This is a genomic window from Pseudomonas sp. 18058 (genome assembly GCF_902706155.1).
Lineage (GTDB): Bacteria > Pseudomonadota > Gammaproteobacteria > Pseudomonadales > Pseudomonadaceae > Aquipseudomonas > Aquipseudomonas rustica.
This window is the reverse complement of sequence record NZ_CACSJY010000017.1, coordinates 100,674-120,041: the sequence shown is the minus strand read 5'-3', so window position 1 is coordinate 120,041 and position 19,368 is coordinate 100,674. Positions and strand designations below refer to the sequence as shown.

Sequence of the window (19,368 nt, the reverse complement as noted above, 5' to 3'; positions counted from 1 at the left end):
TTGTGTCAGACGACATCTCCGGTAGCTGATCCACCGCCTTCGCGAGCAAGCCCGCTCCCACAGGGGGATTGGTGCAGTATTCAAGCAATGTGTACGCCCACAAAAAAGCCCCCGCCAGCCACTAGCGCTGACGGGGGCTTCCTCTATAACGCCAAGTTACATCTCCACCTGCGTCCCCAACTCAATCACCCGGTTCAGCGGCAGATTGAAGAACCTCAAGTTCCCATTGGCATTCTTCAACATGAACGCAAACAGCGCCTCACGCCAACGCGCCATGCCTTCCAACTTCGAGGCAATCACCGTTTCGCGGCTGAGGAAGTAGGTGGTGCGCATCGGGCTGAAGTCCAGATCATCCAGATGACATAGCTTCAGCGCCTGCGGCACGTCAGGCTCATCGGTGAAGCCGAAGTGCAGGATCACCCGGAAGAAGCCCTCCCCGTGCGCTTCTACTTCGAAACGTCGCGATGGCGGTACGCGCGGGATGTCTTCGTAGACCACCGTCAGCAACACCACCTGCTCATGCAACACCTGGTTGTGCAGCAGGTTGTGCAACAACGCATGCGGCACGGCGTCGGAGCGCGCGGTGAGGAACACCGCGGTGCCCTGCACACGATGCGGCGGTTGCACGCGGATGCTGCTGATGAAGATCGGCAGCGGCAGCGCGCCTTCGTCTAGGCGATCGACGAGCAACTGCTTGCCGCGTTTCCAGGTGGTCATCAGCACGAACAGCGCGATACCGGCGATCACCGGGAAGGCACCGCCCTGCACGATCTTCGGCACGTTGGCGGCGAAGTACAGACCGTCCACCAGCAGGAAACCGATCAACACCGGCACGGCAAGGATTGGTGGCCATTTCCACAGCAGCAGCATCACCGCCGACACCAGAATGGTGGTCATCAGCATGGTGCCCGTCACCGCCACGCCGTAGGCCGAGGCCAGTGCGCCAGACGATTCGAAGCCGAGTACCAACAACACCACGCCAACCATCAACGCCCAGTTCACCGCGCCAATATAAATCTGGCCCTGCTCGGCGCTGGAGGTGTGCTGGATGTACATGCGCGGAATGTAGCCGAGCTGAATCGCCTGACGGGTCAGGGAGAACGCGCCGGAAATCACCGCTTGCGAGGCGATCACCGTGGCCATGGTCGACAGACCGACCAGCGGAATCAACGCCCAGCTCGGCGCCAGCAGGTAGAACGGGTTACGCGCCGCTTCCGGGTTGTCCAGCAGCAAAGCGCCCTGACCGAAGTAGTTGAGCATCAGCGCCGGCAACACCAGAATGAACCACGCGCGGGCAATCGGCTTGCGACCGAAGTGCCCCATGTCGGCGTACAGCGCTTCGGCACCGGTCAGCGCCAGCACCACGGCACCGAGGATCGCCACGCCCATGCCCGGATGAACGACGAAGAAATTCACCGCCCACATCGGGTTCATCGCATGCAGCACTTCTGGGGTGTGGCTGATGCCATACACACCAAGCGCGCCGAGGACGAGGAACCAGGTGACCATGATCGGCCCGAACAGAATGCCGATCCGCGCGGTACCGTGACTCTGGATCAGGAACAACCCGACCAGAACGACCAGCGACAGCGGCACCACCCAATGATCAATGCCATCGAATGCCAGGCCCAGACCTTCAATCGCCGACAGTACGGAAATCGCCGGGGTGATCATGCTGTCGCCATAAAACAGCGCAGCGCCGATCAGTCCGCAAACCACCAATAATGAACGCAGCTTTTTGCGATGCCCTGCCGCTCGCCTTGCCAATGCGGTGAGCGCCATGATGCCGCCCTCGCCCTGGTTGTCGGCGCGCAGCACGAACATCATGTATTTGATCGAAACCACCCAGATCAGCGACCAGAAGATCAACGACAGAATACCCAGCACGCCGTCGTGATTGACGGGCACACCGTAGCCGCCGGAAAACACTTCTTTAAGGGTGTACAACGGGCTCGTGCCGATGTCGCCGTAAACCACCCCGACCGCCGCGACCAGCATACTCAGCGGCTTGGTTGCCGAACCCTCGGCGCCTGCCGCATGACTACTTGCCTGACCCATCCAACACTCCTGACTTACCGGAACCGGCTTCTTTTCAATGAAGCACTATGCTTTGTCGTGCAGCATGATGCGCTGATTTACCTGTTGTTACAGACGATTTGTTGACTGTAAAAAATTGGTAAAGCCCAACGGCGCGAAGCATAGCGCAGCACTCGTCGTATTTCCCGGCATAAAGCTGGTCAAGTGCGCTTCTCGCCGCTAGAATTGCGCACTTTTTGATCAGAGGCGCACCCTAAGCGCCCATCCGTCGGCTTCCGCACTGCGCAAGCGGCGTCACAAAATACCGAGGTTAGACATGTCCACCACTCCTGCGCCGGCCAATCCAAAGGTTGGCTTTGTATCTCTGGGTTGCCCGAAAGCACTGGTCGACTCCGAGCGCATCCTGACCCAGCTGCGCATGGAAGGTTATGACGTGGTGTCCACCTATCAGGACGCCGACGTTGTAGTCGTCAACACCTGCGGTTTCATCGATTCGGCCAAGGCTGAGTCGCTGGAAGTGATCGGCGAAGCGATCAAGGAAAACGGCAAGGTGATCGTCACCGGCTGCATGGGCGTGGAAGAAGGCAACATCCGCAACGTGCACCCGAGCGTGCTGGCCGTGACCGGTCCGCAGCAGTACGAGCAAGTGGTCAACGCCGTGCACGAAGTCGTGCCACCGCGTAAAGACCACAACCCGCTGATCGACCTGGTGCCGCCGCAAGGCATCAAGCTGACCCCGCGTCACTACGCTTACCTGAAGATTTCCGAAGGCTGCAACCACAGCTGCTCGTTCTGCATCATCCCGTCGATGCGCGGCAAACTGGTCAGCCGTCCGGTCGGCGATGTGCTCGACGAAGCTCAACGTCTGGTCAAATCCGGCGTTAAAGAGTTGCTGGTTATTTCGCAAGACACCAGCGCTTACGGCGTTGACGTGAAATACCGCACCGGTTTCTGGAACGGCGCGCCGGTGAAAACCCGCATGACCGAACTCTGTGAAGCACTGAGCACTTTGGGCGTCTGGGTACGTCTGCACTACGTTTACCCGTACCCGCACGTTGACGAGCTGATCCCGCTGATGGCGGCCGGCAAGATCCTGCCGTACCTGGACATCCCGTTCCAGCACGCCAGCCCGAAAGTGTTGAAGTCGATGAAACGCCCGGCGTTCGAAGACAAGACCCTGGCGCGGATCAAGAACTGGCGCGAAATCTGCCCGGATCTGATCATCCGTTCGACCTTCATCGTCGGCTTCCCGGGCGAAACCGAAGAAGACTTCCAGTACCTGCTGAACTGGTTGACCGAAGCGCAGCTCGACCGCGTCGGCTGCTTCCAGTACTCGCCGGTAGAAGGCGCTCCGGCCAACGATCTCGATCTGGAGATCGTTCCGGACGAGGTCAAACAGGATCGTTGGGATCGCTTCATGGCGCACCAGCAAGCGATCAGCTCGGCACGTCTGCAAATGCGCATCAGCCGTGAAATCGAAGTGCTGGTGGACGAAGTCGACGAGCAAGGCGCAGTTGGCCGCTGCTTCTTCGATGCCCCGGAAATCGACGGCAACGTGTTTATTGATAACGGCAGCAATCTGAAGCCGGGCGACAAGGTCTGGTGCAAAGTCACCGACGCTGACGAATACGATCTGTGGGCCGAACAGATCTAACACCGCATACCCTGTAGGAGCTGCCGAAGGCTGCGATCTTTTGATCTTGATCTCGATAAACAAGATCAAAAGATCGCAGCCTCGTTTCACTCGTCAGCTCCTACAGGGATTCGGGATAGCGCTGAATTCAAAAGCCCCGCTCTTTTTCCAAGATGCGGGGCTTTTTTACGGCTATCGTTTATCGGGGGACGGACTCCCTTGAACGAACAAGAGGCCAACAGGCATGCGTCACCACTCGGTTATCCACACGCCGAAACTCAGCGATTATCAGGAACTGACCCGGGTCTGGGAGGCCTCGGTTCGCGCCACCCATGATTTTCTGCCGGACAGCTACATCGAGCTGCTGCGTAATCTGGTGCTGACCCGCTATCTGGATGCGGTGATGCTGATTTGCACCAAGGACGCCGACCAGCGCATAACCGGGTTTGCCGGGGTCGCGGCGGGCAAGATTGAGATGCTGTTCGTTGATCCCGATTTTCGCGGTCAAGGTTTGGGCAAGAAGCTGCTCAACTACGCGATGCAGCATTTGAACGCCGATGAGCTGGACGTCAACGAACAGAACCCGCAGGCGCTTGGCTTCTACTTCAAGCAGGGGTTTGAAGTGATCGGCCGCTCTGAAGTGGATGGTATGGGCCAGCCGTATCCGTTGCTGCATATGCGTTTGCGGCAAAATCAGCAACGCTCCAGTAATGGTTGAAACCCTGTAGAACCCTGTGGGAGCGAGCTTGCTCGCGAATGCGGTGTACCAGTCACTGCACACATAGACTGGCATGACGCCTTCGCGAGCAAGCCCGCTCCCACATTGAATTCAGCGCCTGTAAATGGAACCGGGCTTAACCGGCGCCACACAGGTACAATGCCCACCCCTTTTTTGTTACGGCCCTGTCATGACTGACCCGATTCGCCTCTCCAAACGCCTCATCGAACTGGTCGGTTGCTCCCGCCGGGAGGCCGAGCTGTTCATCGAGGGCGGCTGGGTCACCGTGGACGGCGAAGTCATCGACGAACCGCAGTTCAAGGTCGGCGACCAGAAGGTCGAGCTCGACAAGGACGCCCAGGCCACCGCGCCGGAGCCGGTGACCATCCTGCTCAACGCGCCGGCCGGCATGGACGTCGAAAGCGCCATGCAATCGCTGAGCATCGACACCCTCAGCGAAGAACACCGCTATGGCAAACGCCCGTTGCGCGGCCACTTCCTGCGCCTGACCGCCAGCGCTGACCTGCAAGCCAAGGCCAGCGGCCTACTGGTGTTCACCCAGGACTGGAAAATCCTGCGCAAACTCACCGCCGACGCCGCGAAGATCGAGCAGGAATATGTAGTCGAAGTTGAAGGCGACATGGTCGCCCACGGCCTCAACCGCTTGCAGCACGGCCTGACGCACAAGGGCAAAGAGCTGCCGCCGGTCAAGGCCAGCTGGCAGAACGAAAACCGCCTGCGCTTCGCCATGAAAAACCCGCAGCCGGGGATCATCGCCCAGTTCTGCGAAGCGGTTGGCCTCAAGGTCATCGGCATCCGCCGTATCCGCATCGGCGGCGTCTCGATCGGCAAAGTCCCGGTCGGCCAATGGCGCTACCTGTCCGGCAAAGAGAAGTTCTAAGACTTCCACTGCCGCCACACATTCCGGCAGCGCGCCCGCGTGCTGCCCACAACGCTTATCAGGATTACTCACATGATTCATAACGACGTATTGCGCAGCGTGCGCTACATGCTCGACATCAGTGACAAGAAAGTTGTCGAAATCATCAAACTCGGCGGCATGGACGTAGCACTCGCTGACGTGCTGACCTGGCTCGACAAGAAAGAAGAAGACGAAGAAGGTTTCGTGCGCTGCCCGGACGAAGTCATCGCGCACTTCCTCGACGGTCTGGTGATCTTCAAGCGTGGCAAGGATGAAAGCCGTCCGCCGCAGCCGATCGAAGTGCCGGTGACCAACAACATCATTCTGAAAAAACTGCGTGTAGCCTTCGAACTGAAAGAAGACGACATGCACGCGATCCTCAAGGCTGCTGAGTTCCCGGTGTCCAAGCCTGAGCTGAGCGCACTGTTCCGCAAGGTTGGCCACACCAACTACCGCCCGTGCGGCGACCAGTTGCTGCGCAACTTCCTCAAAGGTCTGACCCTTCGCGTTCGCCCGGCCTGATCCTCGCTGCGGTGGCGATCGATGGTCGCCACCGCAATGCATGACCGTTCATTCCCTGCAAAAATAGTGGCTCCGCTTTTCGCGGCTGACGACTAGGGTGTATTGATCCCTAGCACTCAGGACTCGCCATGCACCCGTATTTCTCCCTGCAAGGCCGCACCGCTCTGGTGACCGGCGGCACCCGTGGTATCGGCAAAATGATCGCCAAAGCCTTCGTCGAGGCTGGCGCGCGTGTCTATGTCTGCTCGCGCGACGCCGAAGCCTGTCATCAAACCGCGGAAGAACTCAGCGCTTTGGGTACTTGCTACGGCATGGCAGCGAATCTGGCGACTGAAGAAGGCGTGCAGGAACTGGCCGCGCGTCTGGGCGAGCAAATCACCCATCTGGATATTCTGGTAAACAATGCCGGCACCACGTGGGGCGCGCCGCTAGAGAGTTACCCGGTCAAGGGCTGGGAAAAGGTCATGCAGCTCAACGTGACGTCGGTGTTCACCTGCATCCAGCAGTTTCTACCGTTGTTGCGCAAGGCAGGCTCAGCGGCGAATCCGGCGCGGATTATCAATATTGGTTCGGTGGCGGGGATTTCTTCGTTTGGGGAGCAGGCGTATGCCTACGGGCCGAGTAAGGCTGCCCTGCACCAATTGTCACGGATTCTTGCGCGGGAGCTGGTGAGCCAGCACATCAATGTCAATGTGATCGCACCGGGAAGGTTTCCGAGCAAGATGACTCAGCATATTGGCAACGATGAGAAGGCGCTGGCGGAGGACACGGCGGTGATCCCGATGAAGCGTTGGGGGCGTGAGGAAGAGATGGCGGCGTTGGCGATCAGCCTGGCGAGTACCGCCGGGGCCTATATGACCGGGAATATTATTCCGCTGGATGGTGGTTTCAGTCTGTAGATCGGCGGCGCGGCCTTCGCGAGCAAGCTCGCTCCCACATTGGATCTATGGCGTGCACAAGATCCCTGTGGGAGCGAGCTTGCTCGCGAATAGGCCAGCCCTGCCACCACCAGACTTGAGGTTGGACGGGTTATCATGCCCACCCTGCCCCGCTTCGAATGCAAACCATGACTTACAGCGTCTCCCCCATCGGCTTCGTGCGCTCCTGCTTCAAGGAGAAATTCGCCATCCCGCGCCAGCCGCAACTGGCCCCCGCCGCCCGTGGCGTGCTGGAACTGGTGGCGCCGTTCGATCAGGGTGACGCCGTGCAAGGCCTGGAACAGGTCAGTCACGTCTGGTTGCTGTTCCTGTTCCACCAAGCACTCGAAGAAAAACCACGCCTGAAAGTCCGCCCACCCCGCTTGGGCGGCAACAAGTCCATGGGCGTGTTCGCCACCCGCGCGACTCACCGACCCAACGGCATCGGCCAATCTGTGGTGAAACTGGACAAGGTCGAAGCCAATCGCCTGTTCATCTCGGGCATCGACTTGCTCGACGGCACGCCGGTTCTCGACGTCAAACCCTACGTGCCCTATGCCGATATCATCCCCGAAGCCTCCAACAGCATCGCCAGTGCAGCACCGCAGCTGATTGACGTGCAGTGGACGGACTCAGCACTGAAACAAGCGCACACACACGCTCAGCGCCTTGATGAGCCGTTGGTTGCGTTGATTGAACAGTGTCTGGCCCAGGATCCGCGTCCGGCGTACCAAACCCCGGTACCTGAGCGCGAATACGGCGCGCAGTTCTGGGATCTGGACGTGCGCTGGCATTACCCGACGCCTGAGCAGATTCGCGTGCTCGAAGTCATTCCTGCCGAAGCGTAACCCCCGGAAACGAAAAAGCCCGCGCTGCCTTCTCAGGCAACGCGGGCTTTTACTGTCACACCTAAATCTTTGTAGGAGCAAAGCTTGCTCGCGATCAGCGGTCTCACATTCGAAATCAATGTTGAATGTCAGACCTACTTCGCGAGCAAGCTCGGCTCCTACAGGTATTGCGTTTTACTTCTCGACGAACGCACGCTCGATCAGGTAATCACCCGGCTCGCGCATCCGCGCCGAGATCTTCAGGCCGAAGCTGTCGAGCACTTCGCTGGTCTCGTCGAGCATGCTCGGGCTGCCGCAGATCATTGCACGGTCGTCCTGCGGGTTGATCGGTGGCAGGCCGATGTCGCTGAACAGTTTACCGCTGCGCATCAGGTCAGTCAGACGGCCCTGATTCTCGAACGGCTCGCGGGTCACGGTCGGGTAATAGATCAGCTTGTCACGCAGCGCTTCGCCGAAGAACTCGTTCTGCGGCAGGTGCTCGGTGATGAATTCGCGGTAGGCGACTTCGTTGACGTAGCGTACGCCGTGAACCAGGATCACTTTTTCAAAGCGCTCGTAGGTTTCCGGATCCTGAATCACGCTCATGAACGGCGCCAGACCGGTGCCGGTGCTCAGCAGGTACAGGTGCTTGCCCGGGTTCAGGTCATCGAGAACCAGGGTGCCGGTAGGCTTCTTCGAGATGATGATCTCGTCGCCTTCCTTCAAATGCTGCAGCTGCGAGGTCAGCGGGCCGTCCTGCACCTTGATGCTGAAGAACTCCAGATGCTCTTCCCAGTTCGGGCTGGCGATCGAGTAAGCGCGCATAAGCGGGCGGCCGTTAGGCTGTTGCAGGCCGATCATCACGAACTGACCGTTCTCGAAGCGCAGGCCCGGATCGCGGGTGCACTTGAAGCTGAACAGAGTGTCGTTCCAGTGATGAACACTGAGGACACGCTCGTGGTTCATGTTGCTCATGTACGTTTGACTCCTGGAGATTGGGTCTGCGCTGGCTTTTGAAGGCGACGGTGCGCAATTGCATCGCATTCTAATAGCGACGACAATATCTGTTAACTGGATTATTAAGATAAGGGTTATCGGTTATATCGATATGCGATTTACTCTCCGTCAACTGCAAGTCTTCGTCGCCGTCGCCCAGCAGGAAAGCGTATCCCGTGCTGCGGGTCTGCTCAACCTCTCGCAATCGGCCGCCAGCACCTCGATCACCGAGCTTGAGCGCCAGTCCAGCTGCCAGCTGTTCGACCGTGCCGGCAAACGGCTGAGCCTCAACGCCCTCGGCAAACAGCTGCTGCCGCAGGCGGTGGCCCTGCTCGATCAGGCCAAGGAAATCGAAGACCTGCTCAACGGCAAATCCGGTTTCGGCTCGCTGTCGGTCGGCGCCACGCTGACCATCGGCAATTACCTGGCGACCCTGTTGATCGGCAGTTTCATGCAGCGCCACCCGGAAAGTCAGGTGAAGCTGCACGTGCAGAACACTGCCAATATCGTGCAACAAGTTGCCCACTACGAAATTGATCTGGGTCTAATCGAAGGCGATTGCAGCCACCCGGACATCGAAGTGCAGAGTTGGGTTGAGGATGAGCTGGTAGTGTTTTGCGCGCCGCAGCATCCTTTGGCCAAACGCGGCACCGCAACCATGGAAGAGCTGACGCACGAGGCGTGGATTCTTCGCGAACAGGGTTCCGGCACGCGGCTGACCTTCGATCAGGCCATGCGTCATCATCGCAGCGCGCTGAATATCCGTCTGGAGCTGGAACACACCGAAGCGATCAAACGCGCGGTGGAATCAGGGCTGGGGATTGGCTGCATCTCGCGACTGGCGCTGCGTGATGCGTTCCGGCGCGGCAGTCTGGTGCCGGTGGAAACGCCGGATCTGGATCTGGCGCGGCAGTTCTACTTCATCTGGCACAAACAGAAATACCAGACCTCGGCGATGCGCGAGTTTCTGGAACTGTGCCGCGCTTTCACCGCCGGGGTTCAGCGCAGCGACGAGATCGTCTTGCCGACGATCGCTTAAAGCAGAATCACCGCCCACACCAGACCGATCATGCTCAGCGCGACGAATTGCGCGGCGCTGCCCATGTCCTTGGCGTTCTTCGAAAGTGGGTGCAGTTCCAGCGAGATGCGGTCGATGGCCGCTTCGACCGCCGAATTCAGCAGCTCGACGATCAGCGCCAGCAGGCACACCGCGATCAACAGCGCCTGCTCGACACGGCTGACATTCAGAAAGAACGTCACCGGAATCAGGATCACATTAAGCAGCACCAGTTGGCGGAACGCCGCTTCACCGGTGAAAGCTGCGCGCAGACCGTCCAGCGAGTAACCGGAGGCATTAAGGATGCGTTTCAGGCCGGTCTGGCCCTTGAAAGGTGACATAACGTTGAGACCAACCAAAAAGGAGTGAGAAAGCTAGATCAACAAAAGTCAAAAAAGCGTGAAGGCGCCAGGCTTTATTGGCTCGGAATTGACTCAAGTTGTTGCAGAAGCAACGCAGCCTGCGTGCGGGTGCGCACATTCAGCTTGCGGAAGATCGCCGTGACGTGGGCCTTGATGGTCGCTTCCGACACACTCAACTCATAGGCAATCTGCTTGTTCAACAGGCCTTCGCAGACCATGGTCAGCACGCGGAACTGCTGCGGCGTCAGGCTGGCGAGGCCATCGCTGGCGGCTTTGGCTTCGTCGGACACGGCAACTGCTTCGAACGCTTGCGGCGGCCAGAACACATCGCCATCAAGCACTTTGCGCACGGCTTGCTGAATCACGCTGAGGTCGCTGGACTTGGGAATAAAGCCACTGGCGCCGAATTCACGGGACTTGACCACCACCGAGGCTTCTTCCTGAGCCGAAACCATCACCACCGGAATCTGCGGATACTGCCCGCGCAGCATGACCAACCCGGAAAACCCGAAAGCGCCGGGCATGTTCAGATCCAGCAGCACCAGATCCCAGTCAGATTTTTCGGTCAGGCGCGCTTCCAGTTCGGCGATGCTCGCCACCTCCACCAGTCGCACATCCGGGCCGAGGCCCAGCGTCACCGCTTGATGCAGGGCGCTACGAAACAGGGGGTGATCATCGGCAATCAGGATGTCGTATGTGGCCATTTTTCAAATGATCCTGTTTTTGATGGCAGACCCGATGCATTCGGGTCTGGCCAAAGCAACTCAAGATGCCGCTTGCAAGCGGTATCCACAGGGGCACGTTCAACGCCAATAACCAGCAAAGACGGCGTTTCAAACCTTGGCCGCACCCTAATCGGCGCCAAGCATGCCCAGCGAAGACTGGGTGGTCAAGCAGCAAGGCCGCCGGTAGCTACAGTATGGGCCACTATTGCGCCAACTCCGGCTGCGGCTTTCGTATATAGGGCAGCAACTCGGCGTGCGCAGGGGTGGATTCGTTCATGTCCAGTTGTTGCTTGGCGCCGAGGTAATGCTGGCTGAACACATCGAAATAGGCGTCCAGCGCCGAGGCGGCATCCGAGTCGCCGGCCAGCTCCAGGCACAGCGCCGCGACTTCGGCGGTGCACAGGTGCTCGCTGCGGGTGGAACGGCGCAGGCGATAGCGCGAGAGTTTGTCGGGCAGCAGGCTCAGGATCGGCAAGCGATCGAAATACGGGCTCTTGCGGAAAATCTTTCGCGCTTCCGTCCACGTCGCATCCAGCAGAATAAACAGCGGGCGCTTGCTGCTATCGGGCGCGACCGTGTTGGTCACCCGCGACGGCTCGACGTATTCGCCGGGAAACACCAGATACGGCTGCCATTGCGGGTCGTTGAGCAGCGCCAGCATCTGCGGATCGGGCTCGGTGCGCGACCAGATGAACGCATGGTTATCGCGCACCACGTCGGCAATCAGCCAACCGGTGTTGCTTGGTTTGAACACTTCCTTGCCGGTCATGATCAGGCACACGCCTGAACGCGTGTCGACGCTGGGTCGCCAGGCGCACAGGCAATGGCTGATGATCACCCGGCAATCGCGGCAACGCTCGGAGCGAAAGCCGCGGGCCTGAATCGGCTTGATGCCTTCATCTTCGCGCTGGTCGCGCAAACGGGCGACGGCATTGGGGGGATGGTTCATCGCGGGCAACGCCGGCAGACAGGGAAACTCGACACGAACAGCACTCGGCAGGGCAATAAAGGCCGGCAGTTTACCAGAGCAACGGGGACAAGCCTGTACCCTCCCGACCGGCTCCCCTATAATTCGGCGCCACTGAACGCACAGCCCCGAGGCTGGTCGAACCACCAGTCACCGAATCAGGAGAGTTTCATGCTGCGCCTTATCGTTCCCACCGCTGCCATTCTGCTGGCGTCGTCCTTCACCGCTCAGGCTGCATCCTTGAGTGAGCAGAATCTGAACCGCGAGCTGCGCAACGTCGCCGCCCAGAGCAGCGTCGGCACGCCACGCGCCATCAGTGAAGACATTCTTGATCAGGGTTTCACCGTTGAAGGCACCACGCTGATCAACCACCTGAGCGTGCAGGCCAGTCATGCGCAGAAAATGCGTGCTGATCCCAAGGCTGTGTACTTTCAACTGGGCGCTTCGGTGTGCAACAACCCGGCCTTTCGCAAGCTGATGGCCAAAGGCGCGGTCATGCGCTACGACTTCACCGAAGTGAAAACCAACAAGGCGATCGGCTCCGCCAGCTATCAGGATTCGGATTGCCCGAAAACTGCCCCGGCGAAGAAGAAGTAATCATCGCGAATTAGCGCGCCGCTGTTCATCCTCGGCGCGCAATTCGGCCAGCAAGGCCTGAAGATACTGCGACGGATGCTCGCCACCCGCCAAACGCCGGCAGCATTCCTCTTCGAGACTGACCTGATGGGTCTCGGCAGATGCTTTCAACATTCGATACAACTGTGCATCGATCTCCAGAACCACTCTGGTCATGTCCCGCCTCCTGGCTACCCGCAAATCCTTCAAAAACGTGCACCTTGCGTACGGTTATTGCCGCAACGCTGTCGTACGGCGCCTGTAAGTTAGTTAATCAGAGGGTTTACCGCGCGTAGCACGTTCAGACGAGCGGTGTGCCGATACCTGAATATCAACAAGCGGTTGCCAGCCAGAACATTGCGGCGCAATGATCGGGTCAGCGCAATTGCACGCAAGGGTCTAAATTCAAAGTATTCCCGGTCATCTGTTAACGGCAGAAATGGAACTGCCGATCGTGTGTGTTTTTGCAGCGCGGCCCCGACGCCGCTCGTCAGGGCCACCCGCTCTGTGCAGAAGGAGACGTTGAATGCCTTACCAACCGAATGACCTGTTGAGTCGTCATTTTCAGGAAAGCGGCCCCGACCTCATCAGCCAGGTCGAAGCACAACTCAGCCGTGTTTCCCCCAACAGCCCGAACCTTCCCATTTACCGCGACATGATCCTGACCGTGCTGCGCATGGCTCAGGAAGACCACAACCGCTGGAACGCCAAGATCACCCTGCAAGCCCTGCGCGAACTGGAGCAAGCGTTTCGCGTGCTGGAGCAATTCAAGGGCCGACGTAAAGTCACTGTGTTCGGCTCGGCACGCACACCGGTCGAACATCCGCTGTATGCGCTGGCCCGAGAACTCGGCGCGCAATTGGCACGCTCCGACATGATGGTCATCACTGGTGCCGGTGGCGGCATCATGGCCGCCGCCCACGAAGGTGCCGGCCTCGATCACAGCCTCGGCTTCAATATCACCCTGCCCTTCGAACAGCATGCGAACCCGACTGTCGACGGCACCGGCAATTTGCTGCCGTTCCACTTCTTCTTCACCCGTAAATTGTTCTTCGTCAAAGAGGCCGATGCGCTGGTGCTGTGTCCGGGCGGGTTCGGTACGCTGGATGAAGCACTGGAAGTGCTGACGTTGATTCAGACCGGGAAAAGTCCGCTGGTGCCGGTGGTGTTGCTGGATGTGCCGGGCGGCACGTTCTGGCAGGGCGCGATGGATTTCATTCGCCAGCAACTGGAGGAAAATCACTACATCCTGCCGACCGACATGAAACTGATGCGTCTGGTGTACACGGTCGAAGAGGCGGTGGAGCAGATCAACCAGTTCTACAGCAACTTCCACTCCAGCCGCTGGCTCAAGCGGCAGTTCGTAATTCGCATGAATCACAAGCTCAGCGAACAAGCGCTTGAGCATATGCAGGAGGCGTTTGCTGATTTGTGCCTCAGCGACCAATTCCATCAACACGCTTACAGCGGCGAGGAACATGATGACGCGCAATACAGCCATTTGGCGCGATTGGCCTTTGCCTTCAATGCGCGTAATCAAGGGCGTTTGAGGGAACTAATCGACTACATCAATCTGCCGGAAAACTGGGCGCCGTCCAAACCGCAAGCGGCGCAACGTACGCGTGAGCCGTCAAAGGCAATTTAAAGGCAAAAAAAACGGCCCGCTATTTCCATAGCGGGCCGTTTTTATTGAGGCGTCTTAATCGTCCATCCCTCGACCGCTGAACAAGCGGTTGATCATCTCCATCGAGAAACCCCGATACGCAAGGAATCGGCCTTGCTTGGCCCGCTCTTTCGCATCTATCGGCAAATGCCCGGAGAACTTGCGCCGCCACGTTTCCTGAAGTTGCTCGTGCCAACTGATACCGCTTTCGCGTAGGGCAAGTTCGATATCAGCGCGTTGCAAGCCGCGCTGGCTTAGTTCTTCTCGAATCCGCAATGGGCCATAGCCGGAGCGGGCACGGTAGGAAACAAAGCTTTCAAGGTAACGGGCTTCGGAAAGCAGGCCCTCTTCCGTCAAACGGTCGAGGGCTGTTTCGATCATCTCCGCCTCAGCGCCGCGCTGACGCAGTTTGCGCGTCAGCTCGACTCGACCGTGCTCGCGACGTGCGAGCAGATCCATGGCGGTTCGCCGCACCGCGACGAGGGTTTCGAGTACGACGGTGCTCATCGTTGCGATCAGATATCAGCGTCGGCCAGGTCGTCTTCGGTCTCTTTGACCGGCGAAGCCTTGGTGTCGGCCGCTGGGGTCAGCAGCTTGTCACGCAGTTGCTTCTCAAGCTTTTTCGCGATTTCCGGGTTGTCCGCCAGGAACTTGGCCGAGTTGGCCTTGCCCTGACCGATCTTGGTGCCTTCGTAGGCGTACCAGGCGCCGGACTTCTCGACGAAACCGTGCAGCACGCCCAGGTCGATCATCTCGCCGTTGAGGTAGATGCCCTTGCCGTAAAGAATCTGGAACTCGGCCTGACGGAACGGCGAAGCCACCTTGTTCTTCACAACCTTGACGCGGGTTTCGCTACCGACCACTTCGTCGCCTTCTTTCACCGCGCCGGTACGGCGGATGTCGAGACGAACCGACGCATAGAACTTCAGCGCGTTACCACCGGTGGTGGTTTCCGGGCTACCGAACATCACGCCGATCTTCATACGGATCTGGTTGATGAAGATCACCAGGCAGTTGGCGTTCTTGATGTTACCGGTGATTTTACGCAGCGCCTGGGACATCAGACGGGCTTGCAGGCCCACATGCATGTCACCCATTTCGCCTTCGATTTCAGCCTTCGGTACCAGGGCTGCCACGGAGTCGACGATGATCACGTCAACGGCGTTGGAGCGCACCAGCATGTCGGTGATTTCCAGTGCCTGTTCACCGGTGTCCGGCTGGGACACCAGCAGGTCGTCGACGTTGACGCCCAGTTTGCCGGCGTACTCAGGGTCGAGGGCGTGTTCGGCGTCGACGAATGCGCAGGTCGCGCCGGCTTTTTGCGCCTGGGCGATCACGGACAGAGTCAGTGTGGTTTTACCGGAGGATTCAGGACCGTAGATTTCAACGATACGGCCTTTTGGCAGACCGCCAATGCCGAGCGCGATGTCCAGACCCAGAGAGCCAGTGGAGATAGCCGGGATCGCCTGACGGTCCTGATCGCCCATACGCATTACGGCACCCTTGCCGAATTGACGTTCGATCTGACCCAGGGCCGCAGCCAAGGCTTTCTTCTTGTTGTCGTCCATTAAAGTCCTCACGTAATCAATAAGGCCTGACGGCCAACACCTGTATAAGTAGCCAGTATTATTCCACAGCGTTCGCGGATCGCCTACCCCTGATTTTCGATTTCTCGTGCCGCTAGTCGCAGGAGCCCCTCTAGCGCGGCCTTCACCGTTTGTCGGCGGACTTCATCGCGGTTACCTGGGAAGTGTTGAACCTCACTGGTCACCGTTTCGCCAACCCCCCAGGCCAGCCACACGGTGCCGACCGGTTTGTTTGGTGAACCACCGTCCGGCCCCGCCACACCGCTGACCGCCACGGCAAATCGCGCCAGACTTTTGTCCTGCGCGCCACGCACCATCGCCTCAACCACCTCGGCACTGACCGCGCCTACCGTCTCGAACAACCCGGTCGGCACATTCAGTTGCTGGGTTTTCTGCCGGTTGGAATACGTCACGTAACCCGCTTCAAACCAGGCCGAGCTGCCGGGAATCCGCGTGATCGCTTCGGCGATGCCGCCACCGGTACACGACTCGGCAGTGGTGACATGGGCATTGAGCACTTGCAGGCGTCGGCCCAGTTCAGCAGCCAATTGGGTGATCTCTTTCACGGCGCACTCCGGATCGTGTGGAATGCCTCCACCGTACACGAGCCGGTTGCGCTTTCAAGACACAGAGTCATTCAAAATGTTCGGGCGCGAGCGCTCTGACATAGGCCTGACACGCCTGCAAGGCAATCAGTCCGCGGTCGCCGGTGTCGGTGATGGCGATAATTCGTTGAGCATGCGCCGGGTCAAGTCGGGCGCGAACGGCTGCATGATCCACGCCGCCGGGGCCGGCGGTGGCTGGCACGTTGCAGCCGTGGACAACATCGCCTGCGTCGAGGAGGACTGACAGGCGCACATCAGCAGTGGCAAGGCGATCGCGCAGGCGATCCTGATCACGTTGGGCATCGCTCAGTGCTCGATAGTGAGTTTGTTCACTGGTCGCGAGCCGTTGCTCGAGCGCCAGGCGTTTATCCTGCTCGGCCTGTTGCGCCGAGGCGGCGGCGAGATTCTGTTGATTGAGGGTTTCTGTGTTTAAACGCGATTGCTCGGCGAGTTGGCGGCCGTAGCGCCAGTCTTGAAACTGCCAGGCTGCCACAAAAGCGCCGACGGCCAATAAGAGTAAGCCAATCATTCGCCAGGGGATTGGCATAGCACCGCCCTCGCCCGCGCCCAGATTTCCAGGCGATCCTGCAAGCCGTTCAACCCGCCGTTTATTCGCCGGGTGATGGTGTTGAACTGGTCGCGATCAGCCAGTTCGTTGAGGCCGTTCTGCTCCCAGAACCAAGCGGCAGATTCGGCCGCCCATTGCGGTTGTTCGAGCAGTTCTGGCAGCGACAGCAGGCGTTCATCGCCAAACAGACCGAGGCTGCACTGGCGATAGTTGCTGCGCCCGGTGATCTGGATAAGCCCACGCCCCCGATATTTTTGCCCGTCGCCGTCAGCTTCGGGCGTGTTACCCAAGCGCAAGGCCAGGGTGCCGGTGTCGTATTTACTCAGGTATTGGTTTTTGCCCAGTTCGCGTACGTACTGCAATTGCCCGGATTCGTGACCGACTTGCGCAAGAAACGCGGCGATGCGTTTGGGGGTATTGATACGAAAGCGCTCCATGGCAGCATTGAGCGCAGAAACAAAAACGCCCGCTTGGGTGCGGGCGTTGGGGAGGATGTTGACCAGTTGGTCTTGGGTAACGGACATTTCAATCCAACCACTCTTTAGAAGAACCTTCATCAGCAAGAAACCGCAGACTGGCGGGAGCGTCATGAACCGACGCTCCCGCGCTTACATCAGCAATCAATCAGGTTGCTGCGGCCAATCGATCGTGCGAGGAAAAGCGGCCTGGGTTTCTACTCTTGAAAGCAATACCCGGTACTTTCTCCAAAGATCCAGCTGCGCCTGAACCACTGGCACCTGAGCGAGCTCTTCATCTGTCGCCATTTCCAGGGCGATTGAGTCCTGCAACGTACTCAAGTCGCCCTGCAACTTTGTGATCGTCGACGATGCCAACGCTGAAAGGCCTGAGCATTTCATGCGCTGTGTATTTTTCAAAGTCTCGTCGCTGGGCTCGGCGATGTCGCCGTACTCCAGTGCCGTCGCCCGTTCAAACAGTTCACGGCCGTGCGATTCCGGATCTTTCGGAGAGGCCGTAAATGGCATTTCCCCCAATGTATCTTTGGACTCTTCGAAGGTGACCAACAGGTTCAACGAGGTGTGTTCGACGTCATTCCAGCGTGGCTGACGTGCACTCAATACTTTCATCATGTTCAAGAAACCCTCAGGCATACGGTGGTGGAATCGGGACTGGCGCCGTCCGCATTACGAATAGCGCCCATCAATCGCCAGGTACCGGCAGGTGCGCCGCCCCAGGCAGAGCCATCGGTGGCGGTGAAGCGGCAATTGACGCCTGCAGCGAGCGCCCCCGGCCCCGTCGCGCCACCACCACCGACCACCAGCAAGGCATACGAGCCGACCATCCCGGTTTCTGCCGTTGACTGTGCGTAAATCGCTTTGACATTGCCGATGCCGTCGGTCCAGATACTGCCCAGATCCGTGGCATCGACTTGCGCCCGCAATGACGTTCCGTCCGCCGCCCAACCGATCATGACCATATTGTTGGATTGAAAATTACCACCGCCCTGACGAACCGGCACAAACCCAAGTCGGGGCTGTAGCAGCAGAAGAGTGCTGTCGGAGGCGCGACGAAAATAAGGCTGGGACAGATCGTTACTGGCGAAACCTGCGTAGGTAATTCCGTCACTCAACACACGAGCATTGATCGCGCTGTTGGCTTCAGCGCGGGGCATCGCATCGGTAATGCCATAGCCACCCAAGGTCGTCGCGGTTCTGGCCAGCACGACAACTTCGTTGTTGTTCCTGTTTCGCATGTACGGCGCAGCGGAGTTGCCGCTGGCGAAACCCGCGATAGCACAGGCATCGCCGCTGATCTTGTTGTCGAGAAAACTGTCCGTCGCGGTCTTTGAATAAACATCGGCGACGTTGGCCTTGGTGCCCGGGTCAAAGTTGGCAGAGCACCACAGGTTGCCAAAACTGGTGGCGTCCACCTGGATCAAGATGTTTTTACCATCCCAGCCAATCGACACCGAGTTGCCCAGCTGTCCGGCGCCACCGCCCTGCTTCACGAACGCATTGTTCGCTGCCACTTTTGTGTAGGCATCAGTTATGCCATAGCCATCAAGCGTGGTCGGGTTGGAGCCAGCGGTTACTTGCCCGCGCGCGTTGACCATGACCTTGCGGTATTCGCCAGACGCCACACCGGTGTAGCCGGCAAACATTTCGAAGGTCAGACCGGTAGTGCCGACCTTGATCGGGCCCGGAGTGGTCAACTGCCAAATGCGAGATTTGTTCACCACACCCTCATCGGTCGCGATGATGAAACTACTGGTTACTTGATAGTCCTGCGTTGCATCCACCGCTCGCGACCAGGCCCCCGCAGCCACCACGTACACACCGTTTTGCGATGCATTGGGTTGATCCTTCACCAGCACTCGATCAGCTGCAGCGAGCTGCACACCGTCGATTTTTTGCAAGCCGCTCAGGGCAATCGAGCCTGTTGTCGCAACGCGGGCCGAGTTCTTGAAATCGTGGGCAGCGAAACTCTGGATAGCCTCCAGCAATTGCGTGGAAGCATCTTCTTTGGGGACTAACCCGGCTGCTTTAATCACATTCAGAATTTCTTGCGTGACGGCGTTGCCCCACGTTGCCGGAATCAAAGAACCCGGAGTTCCAGCCACCGGATTTTCGTCCGCAAACTGTCCGTTCACCAGGCCGACGCCGGGCGTATTTTTTGGGAAATCCATTTTC

Annotated in this window: 22 protein-coding genes; 9 read left to right on the top strand and 13 right to left on the bottom strand. The window is 58.9% G+C overall.

Features of this window, described 5'->3' with window-relative positions; translation table 11 throughout:
- Positions 1 to 156: 156 nt before the first annotated feature.
- Entirely contained in the window at positions 157 to 1,998 is a 1,842-nt protein-coding gene (locus GVL50_RS12110; RefSeq protein ID WP_371925984.1) for a potassium transporter Kup, read from the bottom strand.
- Between the two features lie 355 nt (positions 1,999 to 2,353).
- Between GVL50_RS12110 and rimO the strand changes: the two genes are divergently transcribed.
- The 6 genes from rimO to tsaA all read left to right on the top strand — a co-directional run bounded on the left by rimO (position 2,354) and on the right by tsaA (position 7,597).
- On the top strand, positions 2,354 to 3,691 hold the full coding sequence (gene rimO / locus GVL50_RS12105; protein WP_159813164.1) for a 30S ribosomal protein S12 methylthiotransferase RimO: 1,338 nt from the start codon (positions 2,354 to 2,356) through the stop codon (positions 3,689 to 3,691).
- A 223-nt stretch (positions 3,692 to 3,914) separates the two neighbouring features.
- Entirely contained in the window at positions 3,915 to 4,388 is a 474-nt protein-coding gene (locus tag GVL50_RS12100; RefSeq protein ID WP_159813162.1) for a GNAT family N-acetyltransferase, read from the top strand.
- 190 nt (positions 4,389 to 4,578) lie between these two features.
- A complete protein-coding gene (locus GVL50_RS12095) occupies positions 4,579 to 5,289 on the top strand; it encodes an rRNA pseudouridine synthase (RefSeq protein ID WP_159813160.1) in 711 nt (236 codons plus the stop codon).
- 72 nt (positions 5,290 to 5,361) lie between these two features.
- Entirely contained in the window at positions 5,362 to 5,832 is a 471-nt protein-coding gene (locus GVL50_RS12090; protein WP_053117744.1) for a DUF1456 family protein, read from the top strand.
- 128 nt (positions 5,833 to 5,960) lie between these two features.
- The gene (locus GVL50_RS12085) at positions 5,961 to 6,731 is read left to right on the top strand and encodes an SDR family oxidoreductase (RefSeq protein ID WP_159813158.1); all 771 of its coding nucleotides are present in this window, start codon (positions 5,961 to 5,963) and stop codon (positions 6,729 to 6,731) included.
- A 167-nt stretch (positions 6,732 to 6,898) separates the two neighbouring features.
- Entirely contained in the window at positions 6,899 to 7,597 is a 699-nt protein-coding gene (tsaA, locus tag GVL50_RS12080) for a tRNA (N6-threonylcarbamoyladenosine(37)-N6)-methyltransferase TrmO (protein WP_178124181.1), read from the top strand.
- 174 nt (positions 7,598 to 7,771) lie between these two features.
- Here the strand turns inward: tsaA and fpr are convergent, their stop codons facing one another.
- Complete coding sequence (gene fpr, locus GVL50_RS12075) at positions 7,772 to 8,551, bottom strand: ferredoxin-NADP reductase (protein ID WP_007908723.1); 780 nt, start codon at positions 8,549 to 8,551, stop codon at positions 7,772 to 7,774.
- A gap of 133 nt (positions 8,552 to 8,684) precedes the next feature.
- Between fpr and GVL50_RS12070 the strand changes: the two genes are divergently transcribed.
- Complete coding sequence (locus GVL50_RS12070) at positions 8,685 to 9,611, top strand: LysR family transcriptional regulator (RefSeq protein ID WP_053117737.1); 927 nt, start codon at positions 8,685 to 8,687, stop codon at positions 9,609 to 9,611.
- Here GVL50_RS12070 and GVL50_RS12065 read toward each other — a convergent pair.
- The 3 genes from GVL50_RS12065 to GVL50_RS12055 all read right to left on the bottom strand — a co-directional run bounded on the left by GVL50_RS12065 (position 9,608) and on the right by GVL50_RS12055 (position 11,665).
- Positions 9,608 to 9,970: a diacylglycerol kinase gene (locus GVL50_RS12065; RefSeq protein ID WP_053117735.1), complete on the bottom strand. Its 363-nt coding sequence runs from the start codon at positions 9,968 to 9,970 to the stop codon at positions 9,608 to 9,610. The two genes, GVL50_RS12070 and GVL50_RS12065, sit on opposite strands and share 4 nt — an antisense overlap.
- Before the next feature lie 74 nt (positions 9,971 to 10,044).
- Positions 10,045 to 10,695 (bottom strand): response regulator transcription factor ErdR, encoded by a 651-nt coding sequence (erdR, locus tag GVL50_RS12060; RefSeq protein WP_053117733.1) that lies wholly within the window; start codon positions 10,693 to 10,695, stop codon positions 10,045 to 10,047.
- 223 nt (positions 10,696 to 10,918) lie between these two features.
- Positions 10,919 to 11,665, bottom strand: coding sequence for a tRNA-uridine aminocarboxypropyltransferase (locus GVL50_RS12055; protein ID WP_159813154.1), 747 nt, complete (start codon positions 11,663 to 11,665; stop codon positions 10,919 to 10,921).
- A gap of 189 nt (positions 11,666 to 11,854) precedes the next feature.
- Here GVL50_RS12055 and GVL50_RS12050 point away from each other — a divergent pair, with 189 nt between their 5' ends.
- A complete protein-coding gene (locus tag GVL50_RS12050) occupies positions 11,855 to 12,280 on the top strand; it encodes a PA3611 family quorum-sensing-regulated virulence factor (RefSeq protein ID WP_053117728.1) in 426 nt (141 codons plus the stop codon).
- Here GVL50_RS12050 and GVL50_RS12045 read toward each other — a convergent pair whose 3' ends face one another.
- Entirely contained in the window at positions 12,281 to 12,475 is a 195-nt protein-coding gene (locus GVL50_RS12045) for a hypothetical protein (protein WP_053117727.1), read from the bottom strand.
- A 349-nt stretch (positions 12,476 to 12,824) separates the two neighbouring features.
- On the opposite strand from GVL50_RS12045, the gene GVL50_RS12040 reads away from it, so the two are divergent.
- Entirely contained in the window at positions 12,825 to 13,943 is a 1,119-nt protein-coding gene (locus GVL50_RS12040; RefSeq protein ID WP_159813152.1) for a TIGR00730 family Rossman fold protein, read from the top strand.
- 54 nt (positions 13,944 to 13,997) lie between these two features.
- On the opposite strand, the gene recX is transcribed toward GVL50_RS12040, so the two are convergent.
- The 7 genes from recX to GVL50_RS12005 all read right to left on the bottom strand — a co-directional run bounded on the left by recX (position 13,998) and on the right by GVL50_RS12005 (position 19,364).
- A complete protein-coding gene (recX, locus tag GVL50_RS12035; RefSeq protein WP_159813150.1) occupies positions 13,998 to 14,468 on the bottom strand; it encodes a recombination regulator RecX in 471 nt (156 codons plus the stop codon).
- Positions 14,469 to 14,476: 8 nt separating this feature from the next.
- On the bottom strand, positions 14,477 to 15,529 hold the full coding sequence (gene recA / locus GVL50_RS12030; protein WP_159813148.1) for a recombinase RecA: 1,053 nt from the start codon (positions 15,527 to 15,529) through the stop codon (positions 14,477 to 14,479).
- Between the two features lie 83 nt (positions 15,530 to 15,612).
- Positions 15,613 to 16,113, bottom strand: a complete 501-nt coding sequence (locus GVL50_RS12025; RefSeq protein WP_053117718.1) for a CinA family protein — start codon at positions 16,111 to 16,113, stop codon at positions 15,613 to 15,615.
- A 67-nt stretch (positions 16,114 to 16,180) separates the two neighbouring features.
- On the bottom strand, positions 16,181 to 16,699 hold the full coding sequence (locus tag GVL50_RS12020) for a lysis system i-spanin subunit Rz (RefSeq protein WP_159813146.1): 519 nt from the start codon (positions 16,697 to 16,699) through the stop codon (positions 16,181 to 16,183).
- Positions 16,678 to 17,244: a glycoside hydrolase family 19 protein gene (locus GVL50_RS12015; protein ID WP_159813144.1), complete on the bottom strand. Its 567-nt coding sequence runs from the start codon at positions 17,242 to 17,244 to the stop codon at positions 16,678 to 16,680. The genes GVL50_RS12020 and GVL50_RS12015 overlap by 22 nt, the downstream gene beginning before the upstream one ends.
- Positions 17,245 to 17,340: 96 nt before the next feature.
- Complete coding sequence (locus tag GVL50_RS12010) at positions 17,341 to 17,808, bottom strand: tail fiber assembly protein (protein ID WP_256671857.1); 468 nt, start codon at positions 17,806 to 17,808, stop codon at positions 17,341 to 17,343.
- A 2-nt stretch (positions 17,809 to 17,810) separates the two neighbouring features.
- Positions 17,811 to 19,364 (bottom strand): phage tail protein, encoded by a 1,554-nt coding sequence (locus GVL50_RS12005; protein ID WP_159813142.1) that lies wholly within the window; start codon positions 19,362 to 19,364, stop codon positions 17,811 to 17,813.
- Positions 19,365 to 19,368 lie beyond the last annotated feature (4 nt).